This window comes from Vulgatibacter incomptus, assembly GCF_001263175.1.
Lineage (GTDB): Bacteria > Myxococcota > Myxococcia > Myxococcales > Vulgatibacteraceae > Vulgatibacter > Vulgatibacter incomptus.
The window spans coordinates 1,524,121-1,537,255 of the sequence record NZ_CP012332.1; the positions used below are offsets into that span (position 1 = coordinate 1,524,121).

Here is a 13,135-nt window from a genome sequence, read left to right on the forward strand (position 1 = left end):
CGCCTGCGTCGATCCGGGGCCCTCCGGATGGGCCGGGCGTGCAACCAGAAGGCACGATCGGACCCAAAGCCCTTGATTGACCAGGCCGGGTAGGGCATGGGAGGGCCGGCGGGTCTACATCGACCCGTCCTGCGTGTTGGTGGACTTGCGCGCGGGCGCCTTCCGGGCAGAGCGGAGGGCACCTTTGCCGCGCCCGAGCCCGTTCCGCATGGCGGCCGGGGAGGAAGAATGTCGCTGCTCGAGAAGATCGATGGCCCCGAGGACGTGAAGGCGCTGCGCGAGGACCAGCTCCCCGCCCTCTGCGCCGAGCTCCGGGACGAGATCATCACCACCTGCGCCGCCGGGAACGGCGCGCACCTGGGCGCGTCCCTCGGCGCGGTCGAGCTCGTGGTGGCGATGCACTACGTCTTCGACAGCCCCCGCGATCGCCTCGTCTACGACGTGGGCCACCAGGCCTACGCCCACAAGCTCCTTACGGGACGCCGCGAGGCCTTCCGCAGCATCCGCAAGGACGGTGGCCTGGCGGGCTTCCCCGAGCGGGCGGAGTCGGAGCACGACGCCTTCGGTGTCGGCCACGCGTCCACGGCGATCTCGGCAGGCCTGGGGATGATCGAGGCCCGCCGGATGAAGTCCGAGGTGGGCAAGGTCGTGGCCCTGGTGGGCGACGGCAGCATGACGGGCGGCGTGGCCTTCGAGGGCCTGAACCAGGCCGGCTACCTGGAGCGCGACCTGATCGTGCTCTTGAACGACAACGAGATGTCGATCAGCCCGAACGTGGGCGCGCTCTCGGAGTGGTTCTCGAAGAAGTTCGCGGGGCAGACCTTCAACCGCTGGCGCCGGAACGTGAAGGAGGTGCTGCACGCGCTCCCCCACGGCGACTCGGCCATCGAGGGGATCCGCCGCGCGATCGACTCCTCGAAGGCGCTGCTCACCCCGGGGATCCTCTTCGAGGGCCTGGGCTTCCAGTACATCGGCCCCACCGACGGCCACGACGTGATCTCGATGGTGCGGATCCTCCGCCAGGTGGCGGCCGCCGAGATCGACGGGCCGGTGGTGATCCACTGCCGGACCACCAAGGGCAAGGGCTACGCCCCGGCGGAAAGCGATCTGCGCACCCGCGGCCACGGCCTGGCGAACTTCGAGATCGCCACGGGCAAGTCGGTGGCCAAGAAGCCCGCGGTGCCCAGCTACACCGACTTCTTCGCGGAGGCCGTGTCCGAGCACATGGCGAAGGACGCGAACGTGATCGCGATCACGGCGGCGATGCTCGAGGGCACGGGCCTGATCAAGACGAAGGAGCGCTTCCCTGAGCGGGTCTACGACGTGGGGATCGCCGAACAGCACGCGGTGACTTTCGCGGCGGGCATGGCCTGCGAGGGAATCAGGCCGATCGTCGCCATCTACTCGACGTTCCTCCAGCGGGCCTACGACCAGATCATCCACGACGTGGCGCTGCAGAACCTCCCGGTCTCGTTCGCGCTGGATCGGGGCGGGCTGGTGGGCGCCGACGGCAAGACGCACCAGGGCCTCTTCGATATCGCTTACCTCCGCTGCATCCCGAGCATGGTGGTGATGGCGCCTGCCGACGAGCAGGAGCTGCGGAACATGATCGCCACGTCGCTCGAGATCGACGGCCCGTCGGCGTACCGCTTCCCCCGAGGTTCGGCGGTGGGCGTGCCGGCCTCGCCGCCTCAGGTCCTCGAGGTGGGCAAGGGCCGCGTAGTGCACCCCGCCGGACCGAACCCGGACGTGCTGATCGTCGCGCTGGGGACGACCGTCCACCCGGCTGTCGCGGCGGCGAAGTCGCTCCAGGCGGAAGGGATCCGCGCGGTGGTGGTGGATCCCCGCTTCGTGAAGCCGCTGGACGCCGACCTCATCTGCGACCTCGCGGCGCAGGCCGGCAAGGTCGTGACGGTGGAGGAGGGCTGCCTCCAGGGCGGCTTCGGCACGGCGGTGCTCGAGGCGCTGCAGGACCGCAAGCTCTACCTGCCGGTGGAGCGGCTGGGCATCCCCGACCACTTCGTGGAGCACGGAAACTCCGACAAGCAGAAGGTCCACTACGGGATCGATCAGGCCGGGATCGTCGCGGGGGTGCGACGGGTGCTGGGTCTCCCGGTGCAGCTCCACGGCGCCAAGGCGAGCTGAAGCAGGCCGATGGCGAAGCGTGAGCGGATCGACAAGCTCCTCCTCGAGCGCGGCCTCGCCGAGACGCGGGCCCGCGCCCAGGCGCTGGTGATGGCGGGCGAGGTGCTGGTCGGCGACCACCGGGTGGACAAGCCCGGGCAGCTCGTCGATCCCGAGCTGCCGATCCGCCTCAAGGGCGAGGGCCTGCGTTACGTCTCTCGCGGCGCGCTCAAGCTCGAGGGGGCGCTGGACACCTTCGGGATCGATCCCGCCGGCCTTCGCTGCGTGGATCTCGGCGCGTCGACGGGCGGCTTCACCGACCTGCTCCTCCAGCGGGGCGCCGAGGCGGTGTGGGCGGTGGACGTGGGCTACGGCCAGCTCCACGAGAAGCTGCGCCAGGATCCGCGGGTGCACTCCTTCGAGAGGGTGAACGCCCGCACCGTGGGCCTGGAGCAGCTGGGCGCCGAGCCGTTCGACCTGGCGGTGATGGACCTCTCCTTCATCTCGCTCGAGCTCGTGCTACCGGCCGCTCGATCGCTCGTCCGCCCTGGCGGGCAGCTCGTGATGCTGGTGAAACCCCAGTTCGAGGTCGGCCCCAAGGACGTAGGAAATGGCGGGGTGGTGCGGGATCCCGAGAAGCGGCAGGAGGCGATCGACCGAATCGCCGATTTCTGCCGGGGCCTTCGACTGGAGGTGCGCGGGATCGTGGACTCTCCGATCCTGGGCCCTGCCGGGAACCTGGAGGCGCTCCTCTGGGCCGCGAGGATCGACTCGCAAGAGTCATAGAATTGCCCTAATCCTTGACCGCTCGGCTTTCGGGCCGTTACGCTTGTTTGGAACCCCACTGGCGAGGCGGAAAGCTCTCGTATGGCGAAATATTTCACGACGTTCGAAGCGAGCCGGTTACTGGGAGTATCGCTTCCGACGATCGTCAATTGGGTGAAGGCAAACCGCCTCAAGGCCCACAAGACGCCGGGTGGACATCGCAGGATTGCCCGCGACGATCTCCTGAGCTTTCTCGAGAAGTACCAGATCCCGGTACCTCCGGAGCTCGGTGAGTCCGAGGAGCACCCGCCGCGGATCCTCGCCGTGGACGACGACCCCGACGAGCGCGACCTCCTGCGTGCCGTATTGGAGGGTGCGGGCTTCGACGTGGAGTTGGCGTCCAGCGGCTTCGAGGCCGGGCTCCAGGTGGCCACCTTCCGCCCGAACCTGGTGGTGCTCGACCTGGTGATGCCGGGGATGGACGGCTTTGCGGCCATCGCGTCTCTGCGCGCGAGGCCGGAGACGGCCGACACGCCGGTGATCGCGTGCACGGGCCTCTCGGATCCTGCGACGAGCAAGAAGGTCGTCGACGCGGGCTTCGACGCACATGTCGTGAAACCGTATCGTGCCGAGGATCTCCTCGGGGCCATCCAGCGGCTCCTCGGGATCCGTGTGGGCCAGCTCGCCGGCTGATTTCCGGCGTCCTGGTCTCACGAAAGGAGCGTTCGATCCGCGCGCTCGCCGCCATCGCCCTGCTGTTTTCCGCGACGGCGACTGCCGAGACGCCATCGGCGCCTCTGATTCTTGATACCGACACGGCGCGCCCAGCGCCCGACGCGTCTGCCGTTCAAGAGGTGACCGGGAGCTCCGACGAGGGGAGCTACTCGAGCCCTCTGGCCTATCGGCACTACCTCCTCTCTCGGATGGCGGAGTCGGAGGGCAATCTGCCCGGCGCGCTGGTGGAGCTTCGGCAGGCGATCGTCTTCGATCCCGGCTCCGCCGAGCTGCACGTCGCGATGGGCTGGCTGCTGGCCCGCGTCGGGGACCTCGAGAAGGCGGCGTCGGAGGGCGAGCGGGCGATTCGCCTGGATCCCTCCCATGCGGACGCCTTCCTCCTCGTCGGCAGGGTTCGCGACGGGCAGCGGCGAAAGGCGGCGGCGATCGCGGCGCTTCGGCGGGCGATCGAGCTCGCGCCCGATTCGCCCGAGGCGTGGCTCGCCCTCGCGGATCTCCACGCCCGGAATCGGGAGGACGCGAAGGCGGAGGCCCTCGCCCGGACGTTCTCCGCAGCGCACCCCGGGAACGGGGCGCTCTGGCGCCAGCTCGCGAAGACCGCTGCCGAGAGGGGCCGATCGAAGCTGGCGTTGCGTTATCTGCGCACGGCGGCCCACGAGGAGCCGCAGCCCCGCCGAAGCACGGCCGTTTACGAACGGCGCCGGGTCGATTAACGTCCCCGGCCTTGAAGACCGCGATCCCCCACGAGGAAGGCTTCTTCCCGGCGAAGGACAACCTTCGCCTGTATTGGCAGTCGTACCTCCCGACGGATCCCCGGGCGGAGGTGGGCTTCATCCACGGCTACGGCGATCACTCCGGGCGATGGACGGAGTTCCTCGAGCTCCTCGCCTCCCGGGGCTTCGCGGTCCACGCGTTCGACTACCGCGGGCACGGCCAGGCCGACGGCCGCCGCGGCCACGTCGACGCCTTCGACGAGTACCTCGACGATCTCGAGCTCTTCCTGGGACGGATCGAGGCGCGGAGGGCGGGGCGCAAGCTCTTCCTGGTGGGCCACTCCCATGGCGGGCTCATGCTGGCCCGGTATCTCGAGTCGCGCTGGCATGGCGGCGGAGCCGAAGGCGGAGCAGACGAAAAGAAGGGCATTTCCGCGCACGCGAAGCCGGAGGCGGAGCCACGCAAAAGCGCAACCGCGGGAACCGCGGCTGAAGAAGTCGGGCCCGCTCGTGCGGGTCCGGCTTCTTCACTCGCTCTGAGCGCTGCGGTCTTCTCCTCGCCGTACCTCCGCCTCGCGTTCGAGCCGCCCTGGCTCAAGGTGCAGGCGGCGCTGCTCATCGGGAAGGTCGTGCCGTGGCTGCCGGTCTCGGGAAAGCTGCCCACCGAGCTCCTGTCGCAGGATCCCGCCTGGCAGGAAGCGTCCGATCGGGATCCGCTCTACGGCCACACGACCACGCCGCGCTGGTTCACCGAGAGCACTTCCGCGCAGGCGAAGGCGCGGGCAGAGGCCTCTAAGATCACGCTGCCTTCGCTGGTGCAGGTGCCGGAGTGTGACGGCATCGCGGACCCGGCGACGGGCGAGGCCTTCTTCCGGGATCTGGGCGCCAGCGACAAGGAGCTCGTCGTCTACCCGGGTGGCCGCCACGAGCTCTACCACGAGCTCGCCGAGACGAAGATGAAGTCCATGGACGACGCAGCCGCCTTTCTGGAGCGGCACCTGGGGGGCGGGGCATGAGCGCGCAGGAACAGCGGATCCCAAGGGGCCTGCGGGTGCGGGGGACGATCGAGGGCGTGGGCGATCTGGTGGTCCTCGGGACGTTTGAGGGCACGATCGCCCTCGAGGGCACGCTCCAAGTCGAGGAGGGCGGCCGGGTCGACGCCGAGGTCCGGGTGACGCGGGCGATCGTGTGCGGCTCGTTGAAGGGCCCCGTCGTCGCGTCGGAGTCGATCGAGCTCCGCGCGGGCTGCACGGTGGAGGGAGATCTTCGCGCTCCGCGCCTCGACATCGCCCCCGGCTCGACCGTGCGGGGCAGGGTGGAGCTCGGTGCCGCGCAGGACGGCGCGGATTCGAGCGTCGACGATGTCTTGCCGGACGGTTCGTCGCAGCTTCTCGAAATCGCGACAGGTGCCGGGCCCGACGTGTTTTTCGCGGCCACGCATTGGTCCGAAGGGGATGGCCCGCCGCCGATGCCCGCCTCCGCCCTGTCGATCGGCGACCGGCGCAAGGCGATCGTCCCTGGCCCCTGACGGCGGCGGGGCGGAAACGCGGCCGGTTCCCGGCGAAATCGCGTAGGATGCCGCGCCGATGGCGCCCCCCTCCCAGCCCCCCCAGGTGCTCGGCTACGTGCCGCTGGCATCGCTCCGCGAGGACACGGTCTTTCGCCTCCGCGACCCCGGCGAGGTCGCGTCTCTCGCGCAGTCGATCGCCCAGGTGGGGCAGCTCTTCGCGATCGAGGTCCGGACGATCGACGGCAAGGTCGAGCCGATCACGGGCTTCCGCCGCCTGAAGGCGCTCCGGCTCCTGCATCGGAGCCGGGTGCTCGTACGCGACCACGGGGAGATCTCCGACGCGGCCGCCGCGCTGATCGCCGCCGCGGACGCGATCGACAGCCGCGCCCTCGAGGTCGAGGAGCTGCAGGGCCTGCTCGATCGCTACCAGGCGATGGGCTGGAGCACGCCGGCCCTCGACGAGCTGCTGGGCCGCGCGATCGAGAGGGCTCGGGAGCGGCTGGAGGATCTCGCGGCGATCGCGCAGGGCCTGGAGCCCCCTGATCGCACGGTGCTCGACGAAGACGCCCTGGACGACGACGAGCCTCGCGCCGTTCCTTCGTCCGAAACCCGGCAGCGCCCGGGTTCCGTGTCCGAGGCTTCGACGTCGCAGGCTCCGGATCCGGTCGTCGAGATTCCGGCGGCCGAGGCGGCCCTCCAGCCGGCGGCCGATGTGGCGTCCCTGCCGGACCTCGAGTTCGCTGCGGCTGAAGCAGCTGCTACGCCGGAGCCCGTCGCTCTCCAGCGCCCGCCCGAGGAGGCGCCGCTGCCCATGGCCCTCGGCCGGGTGCGGATCGTCCCCGCGGACGACCTCGCCCCGCCTCCCCGGCAGGAGGTGACGGCCGACTGGCTCGCCCGGGACCTGGCGGTGCGTTTCTCCGAGCTCACCCAGGATCTCTCGGTCCTCGTGGACCACTGGACCGAGCTTCCCGAGGGCCCCCGCGGCGTCCTCGCCGATCAGCTCGACTACTACGGCGCGCTCGGCCAATGGCTGGGGCGCACCGCCGAAAGGAAGACGTGAATCCCCTCCTCGAGAACGACCACGCCCGACTGCTTTCGATGCTTCGCTCCCTCTCCTTCGAGAAGCGGAAGGTGACCCTCGCCTCCGGCAAGGAGTCGAACTTCTACATCGACTGCAAGCGGACCACCCTGACCGCCGAGGGGCACTGGCTGGTGGGCCGCCTCCTCCTCGACCGGATCCATCGTCTGGCGCCGGACGTGACCGCCGTCGGCGGCCTGACCCTCGGCGCGGATCCGATCGCATCGGGGGTTTCGATGGCGAGCTGGCTCGCCGCCCGTCCGCTCCAGGGCTTCATCGTCCGCAAGGAGGTGAAGGGCCACGGGACCGGTCGCGCGATCGAGGGGCCCCCTTTGCAGCCGGGAACCCGCGTGGCTATCGTCGAGGACGTCGTGACTACCGGCGGTTCCGGCCTGAAGGCCTGCGAGCGCGCGGAGGAGGCGGGGCTCGTGATCGCCGGCGTCTTCGCGCTCGTGGATCGGAAGGAAGGCGGCCGCGAGGCCTTCGAGGCCAGGGGCTATCGCCTCGACTCGCTCTTCGACCGGAGCGATTTCATGGGGGATGAGGGGTGAACTTGATGACCGCCGCGGAGACGCTGCTTCGTCGCGGCGACTGCGGCGGCCCTCGAGCCATGACCGCGTGGATCCTGGTGTTGCTGACGCTGGCCGGCTGCTCGAACGTCGGCATGCGGCCCAGCATCTCCCAGCCACCGGCGAAGCTCGTCGACGACAAGGCGTACTACGAGGAGCTCGAGCGCTACACCCGCTACGAGTCGGTGTACCAGCTCTTCGACGCGAGGGTCTTCCTGGCGGTCACGTGGCAAGCGTGGCCGTTCCGAAAGCATCGGGCGTTGGCGACCGCCACGTTCCGGGGGATGTCGGGCCCCGAGAGGGAGGCCCTCCTCGCGGACGAGCAGGCCGACGACGCGAACTTCGTCGACTTCGTGGTGGGCTTCTACGTCGCGGATCCGACCTGGGACGACCTTGCCTCCGGGAAGTCGATCTGGACCCTCGAGCTCCCACGTGAGGGTGAGCCGCCGGTCCGCCCGATCTCCGTCGAGAGGGTGTCGACCCCGGACGCGAACCTCCGCGCCCTCTATCCCTACGTGAACCGCTTCGCGACCGTGTATCGGGTGCGCTTCCCGGGGGCGGACGAAAACGGCGCGCCGACGATCCCGCCGGGCTCGAAGCAGCTCGTGCTCCGCTTCGTCTCCGCTGTGGCCAACGTCGAGCCGAGCTGGCCGCTTCCGTAGCGGGCGCCGGGTGCGAGGTTTCGCCACAGAGCGGCGAGATCCTGCACGCCGTGCCTGTGGCCGCGAGGGCCTCGCCCGGGTAGGATGCCGCCCTTGGACCTCGCCAAGACCATCGCCGCGTACGCCTCGCACCTGATGGGGCTCCGACCGGGGGAGGGCAGGCGCACCGCCATGGCGGGCGTCTACCACCTGGCGTTCGTCGCGGCCGTGGTGCTGGTGAAGAGCGCGTCGAACGCCCTCGTGGTCGCCCGCTTCCGGGTCGAGGCCCTCCCGCCGCTCTACATCGCGAGCGCGCTGGCCACGGGGCTGGCCGCCTGGGCGGCGGCCTACCTCGACCGCCGGAGGGCGCCCGGCATGCCCCGGCAGGGCCTGCTCTGGGCGGCGGCGGCGCTCCTCGGCCTCGCGTCGGCTACCTATTTCCGCATCCCGGCTGCGGTGGTGGCGCTCTACCTCTTGGGCGAGACCTGCGCGACGATCGTCTCGATCCGCTTCTGGGGCGCCGCCTCCGAGCTCTTCGACCAGCGGGCGAACCGGCGGATCTTCGGCGTCCTCGCGGCGGCAGGGATGGTGGGCGCGATCGTCGCCGGCCTCGCGGCGCAGCTCCTGGGCGGGACGCTGGGTGCGGTGGGCCTCCTGCCGCTTGCCGCGCTCCTGCTCCTGGGGAGCGCCGCGGCGTCGCGCTCGCTCCGGCGAGCGAACCGTGCGGCCGCCGCCGAGGCGACCGCTGCAGGGGGGCCATCGACCGGTTCGTCGAAGCAGCGGCCCTCCGCCCGCGACGTCCGCACCTACCTCCTGAAGAACCACTATCCCCGGGCGCTCGCGACGCTGATGCTCCTTCTCGCGGCGCTCACGGCCGTGGCGGACTACCTCTTCCGCTTCCAGGCTGGCGAGCGCTACGGCGAGGCGGAGCTCGCGGCACTGTTTGGCGCCCTCAACCTCTGGATGGGCGTGGTCGCCGTGCTCTTCCAGGTGGGCGCAGCAGGGCGGATCCTCGAGCGCTTCGGGGTCTTCCGCTACCTGCTGATCACCCCCATGGGTAGCGCCCTCGCGTCGATCGGCTGTCTCTTCGTGCCGGGGATGGGACCGGCCTTCGGCCTGCGTCTCATCGAATCGGCGGGCAGCCTCTCGCTGAACCCGGCCGCCTTCCAGCTCCTCTACGGACCGATCCCGGATTCGCTCCGGCCCCGGATCCGCGCGCTCGTGGACGGCCTGGTGAAGAAGGTCGGCTTCGCCTCGGGCGGCGTGCTGCTGCTCGTGCTCGGCAGCCGGGCGAGCGTGGAGCTCCTGGTGGCGGCGGTCGTGGGGGTCGTGGCGGTCTACGTGGTGATCCTGGCGATCTCGCGGCGGTTCTACGTCGTTGCGATCGAGGATCGCCTCGCGCCGGCGGTGAACCTCGGCGCGAACCACCTCCGAAGCGCCGAGGCGCGGACGGTGCTCAGGAGCGCCCTGTCGAGCGACGAGCCCGTGCGAGTCCTCACGTCGATCGCGCTCCTCCGCGACGATCCCCGCTTCGATCCGCTTCCCTTCCTGCCGCGGCTCCTGGGCCATCCGGACAGCAGGGTGCGCCGCAGCACGGTGGCGCTCGTCCACGACCGGCGGATCTCGCAGGCGGTGCCGCAGCTCGAGCGGATCTTCGCCGGCGACCGGCCGGAGATCCGCTACGAGGCGGCGCTGGCACTGGGGAAGCTCGTGCCGGAGCGGGCGCGGGAGCTCCTCCTCCCGTGGCTCGATCGCAACGATTCGCCGCTCGCCGGCGCCGCCATCGCCGCGCTGGTCCCGCCCGAGCTGGCGTCCCGCGAGGGCGCGCTCTTCGGCGAAGGCGCGGCGCCCGGCGACAGAGGCCCGCCCGAAGTGGCGTCCGCGGAACAGGCGTCCCTCGTCGCCACCCGCGCCCTCCTGGATCGCCTCGAGCGCCCCGGCGCGCCGGTTCAGGAGCGCATCGAGACCGCCCGCGCCCTCGGCCGCCTCGGGCCGTCCGCTTTCGGGACCCGCCTGGCCTTCTATCTCGCCGATGAGGACCCGAACGTACGGCGGGTGGCCAGTGCCGCCGCAGGGCGGATCCTCGAGCCCGCCCTCGTGCCGGCCCTGTGCAGGCTCCTGGCGGATCGCTCCTGCCGCGCGGCGGCGCGGACGGCGCTGGCCCGCTACGGCGACGCGGTCGTGCCCGCGCTCTCGACCGTCCTCGACGATCGGAGCGAGGCGCTCGTCCTGCGCCTCGAGGTGCCGCGGGTGCTCCGCAAGGTCGGCACGTCCGCCGCGGCGCGGGCGCTCCTCTTCTCGAACATCCAGGAGCACGCCTATCTACGCTTCCGGATCGCGACCAACCTCTCGCGGCTTCACGACGAGCACCCGGAGATCGAGGTCGACCTGCAGCGCCTGAAGGAGGCGACCTTCCGAAGGCTGCGGACCTACGAGTACTACCTTCCGCTCTACCGCGACCTCGAGGCCGCGCTGCCTCCCCACTCCGTGCTCGTCCGCGCGCTCGGCGACCGGATGCAGCAGAACCTCGAGGTGATCTTCCGGCTCCTGCATATCCGGCACTCGCATGGCCAGGTACTCTCCGCGTGGCGGCGCTTCTCGGGAGGCGACGCGAGAGAGCGCGCGTACGCGCTGGAGCTCCTCGAGAACCTGGTCGAGGAGGAGCTCAGGCGGCCGCTCCTTCCCGCGCTGGAGCGCTACCACCGGCTGCCCGAGCCGTGGGGCGGGGTGCCGGCGAAGCCGGAGCGGGGGCCAGCGCGGGTGCTGGAGCTCACGGTCTCGAACGACGTGGTCCTGCGGGCGCTGGCGATATTCACGGCGGGCCAGATCGGCCTGCGGCTGCCGAACGACGAGACGGAGGACGAGCACTTGAACGCGAGCGTGATCGAGAGGGTCTTCCTGCTCGAGGGGGCGGAGATCTTCGCCCGCTGCGACATCGACGACCTGGTGGCCCTCGCCACCATCGGCAAGGAGTCGTCCTTCCGGAACGGCGAGATCATCTTCCGGGAGGGCGAGGAGGCGAACGCGCTCTTCGTGGTGCTCCAGGGCCGCGTCCGCTTCGAGAAGGGCGGCAGCGAGGTGCTGGAGGTGGGAGTGCGCGACGCCTTCGGCGAGACGAGCCTCCTCGAGCGCGCGCCGAGGCCGGTGACGGCGGTGGCGGTGGCGCCGGAGGTGCGGGTGCTCGCCATCGACCGCCAGGACTTCCTGGACCTCATCGCCGACAGGCCCGAGCTCCTGCGCGGGATCTTCGAAGCGGTGACCCGCCACCTGCGCAGCCTGATCGACGTGGCGGCTGCAGGCGCCGAGGCGGGAAAGCTGCTCGAGGCGAGGCCACGGCGGGCGGGATAGCACCGCTCGCTGAGCCGCCCATCGCGGCCGCGCCAACGGCCCAGCTCGACGACGCTCGTCAGCCGTTGCGCGAGATCACGGTGTCGCGCTGCCACTGGGCGTCGTTGAGCTCGGGGAAGTCCGAGATGTAGTGCAGCCCGCGGCTCTCCTTCCGCTCGAGGGCGCAGCGCACGATCATGTGCGCGACGTCGGCGATGTTGCGCAGCTCGATGAAGTCGCGGTTGAGCTTGTACTGCCAGTAGTAGTGCCGGATCTCCTCGCGGAGGAGATCGAGCCGCGCCTTGGCGCGCTCGAGGCGCTTCGTCGTGCGGACGATGCCCACGTAGTTCCACATCAGGCGGCGGATCTCGTCCCAATTGTGGGAGACGACGACGGCCTCGTCGGGCTGTGCCGCGGAGCCCTCGTCCCAGTCGGCCACCTGGGGCGCCTCGCGGGCGTCCCGCGCGAGCTCACGGGCGGTGTCCGCCGCCCTCGCGCCGAAGACCAGGCCCTCGAGGAGCGAGTTGGACGCGAGGCGGTTGGCGCCGTGGAGGCCGGTGCAGCTCACCTCGCCGATGGCGAGGAGGTTCGGGATGGAGGTGCGCGCCCCGAGGTCCACGTGGATCCCGCCGCACTGGTAGTGCGCGGCGGGGACCACCGGGATCCCCTCGGCGGCGATGTCGATCCCGTACTCCTTGCACGTTGCGTAGATGTTCGGGAAGCGCTCCATCAGGAAGGAGCGGGGCAAGTGCGTCATGTCGAGGTAGACGCACTCGTCGCCGGTGCGCTTGAGCTCGGCGTCGATGGCCCGCGCCGTCACGTCACGAGGCGCGAGGGAGGCGAGGCGATGGTAGCCCTCCATGAAGGAGGTCCCGTCCTTCCGCCGCAGGATCCCGCCCTCGCCGCGCAGCGCCTCCGAGATCAGGAAGCTCTTGGCCTCCGGGTGGAAGAGGCACGTGGGGTGGAACTGGTAGAACTCCATGTTCGCGACCACCGCGCCCGCCCGCCAGGCCATGGCGAGGCCGTCGCCGGTCGCGACGTCGGGGTTGGTCGTGTAGAGGTAGACCTTCCCGGCGCCGCCGGTGGCGAGGACCGTGACCTTCGCCAGGAAGGTCCGTGCACGCCCGGTGCGCTCCTCGAGCACCCACGCGCCGAGGGCGCGGTTGGGGCCGGGCTGGCCAGCCCGGGCCGAGAGGATCAGGTCGATCGCCGTGTGGTGATCGAAGAACTGGATGTTGGGATCCGCCTCGCAGGCCTCGAGGAGGCCGCGCTCGACCTCCCGACCGGTGAGATCCTTGGCGTGGACCACCCGGCGCGCGCCGTGGCCGCCCTCGCGGGTGAGGTCGAGGTCCCCCATCGCCTTCTTGGAGAAGGCGACGCCGAGGTCGACGAGCTCGCGGATCCGATCCGGCGCGTCGTGCACGCACATCTCGACCGCGTCGCGGTGGCAGATGCCCGCGCCCGCTTCGAGGGTGTCCTCCACGTGGGCCTCGAAGGAGTCCTCCGGATCGAGGACCGCGGCGATCCCGCCCTGGGCCCACTTGGTGTTGCTCTCGTCGCGGTTGCGCTTGGTGAGGACCGCCACGGAGCCCCAGCGGGCGGCGCGGAGGGCGAAGGTGAGACCGGCGACTCCGCCGCCGATGACGAGGGTGTCGAAGCGCTCGGCCATCTCC

At 70.8% G+C, this 13,135-nt stretch carries 11 protein-coding genes; 10 read left to right on the plus strand and 1 reads right to left on the minus strand.

Translation table 11 applies throughout. The annotated features are described in order from the left end of the window. The first annotated feature begins 228 nt into the window (after window positions 1-228). The 10 genes from dxs (at window position 229) to AKJ08_RS06240 (ending at window position 11,483) form a co-directional block, all read left to right on the plus strand. Window positions 229-2,145 (plus strand): 1-deoxy-D-xylulose-5-phosphate synthase, encoded by a 1,917-nt coding sequence (dxs, locus tag AKJ08_RS06195; RefSeq protein WP_050725268.1) that lies wholly within the window; start codon window positions 229-231, stop codon window positions 2,143-2,145. A 9-nt stretch (window positions 2,146-2,154) separates the two neighbouring features. Continuing rightward, complete coding sequence (locus tag AKJ08_RS06200) at window positions 2,155-2,910, plus strand: TlyA family RNA methyltransferase (RefSeq protein ID WP_050725269.1); 756 nt, start codon at window positions 2,155-2,157, stop codon at window positions 2,908-2,910. Between the two features lie 81 nt (window positions 2,911-2,991). Beyond that, complete coding sequence (locus AKJ08_RS06205) at window positions 2,992-3,582, plus strand: response regulator (protein WP_082342804.1); 591 nt, start codon at window positions 2,992-2,994, stop codon at window positions 3,580-3,582. A gap of 161 nt (window positions 3,583-3,743) precedes the next feature. Further along, a complete protein-coding gene (locus AKJ08_RS06210; protein ID WP_050725271.1) occupies window positions 3,744-4,337 on the plus strand; it encodes a tetratricopeptide repeat protein in 594 nt (197 codons plus the stop codon). Between the two features lie 11 nt (window positions 4,338-4,348). Continuing rightward, window positions 4,349-5,353 (plus strand): alpha/beta hydrolase, encoded by a 1,005-nt coding sequence (locus AKJ08_RS06215; protein ID WP_050725272.1) that lies wholly within the window; start codon window positions 4,349-4,351, stop codon window positions 5,351-5,353. Then, window positions 5,350-5,865, plus strand: a complete 516-nt coding sequence (locus AKJ08_RS06220; protein WP_050725273.1) for a bactofilin family protein — start codon at window positions 5,350-5,352, stop codon at window positions 5,863-5,865. Before AKJ08_RS06215 ends, AKJ08_RS06220 begins: the two co-directional genes overlap by 4 nt. A gap of 58 nt (window positions 5,866-5,923) precedes the next feature. Next, on the plus strand, window positions 5,924-6,907 hold the full coding sequence (locus tag AKJ08_RS06225) for a ParB/RepB/Spo0J family partition protein (protein ID WP_050725274.1): 984 nt from the start codon (window positions 5,924-5,926) through the stop codon (window positions 6,905-6,907). A 38-nt stretch (window positions 6,908-6,945) separates the two neighbouring features. Then, window positions 6,946-7,476 carry an orotate phosphoribosyltransferase gene (gene pyrE / locus AKJ08_RS06230; RefSeq protein WP_240475488.1) on the plus strand — a complete coding sequence of 177 codons (531 nt, stop codon included), beginning with the start codon at window positions 6,946-6,948 and terminating at the stop codon, window positions 7,474-7,476. Next, a complete protein-coding gene (locus tag AKJ08_RS06235) occupies window positions 7,473-8,156 on the plus strand; it encodes a hypothetical protein (RefSeq protein ID WP_157370525.1) in 684 nt (227 codons plus the stop codon). Before pyrE ends, AKJ08_RS06235 begins: the two co-directional genes overlap by 4 nt. Before the next feature lie 93 nt (window positions 8,157-8,249). Further along, window positions 8,250-11,483, plus strand: a complete 3,234-nt coding sequence (locus tag AKJ08_RS06240; protein ID WP_050725277.1) for an Npt1/Npt2 family nucleotide transporter — start codon at window positions 8,250-8,252, stop codon at window positions 11,481-11,483. Window positions 11,484-11,541: 58 nt separating this feature from the next. Here the strand turns inward: AKJ08_RS06240 and nadB are convergent, their stop codons facing one another. Beyond that, window positions 11,542-13,131 carry an L-aspartate oxidase gene (gene nadB, locus AKJ08_RS06245; protein WP_050727452.1) on the minus strand — a complete coding sequence of 530 codons (1,590 nt, stop codon included), beginning with the start codon at window positions 13,129-13,131 and terminating at the stop codon, window positions 11,542-11,544. Window positions 13,132-13,135 lie beyond the last annotated feature (4 nt).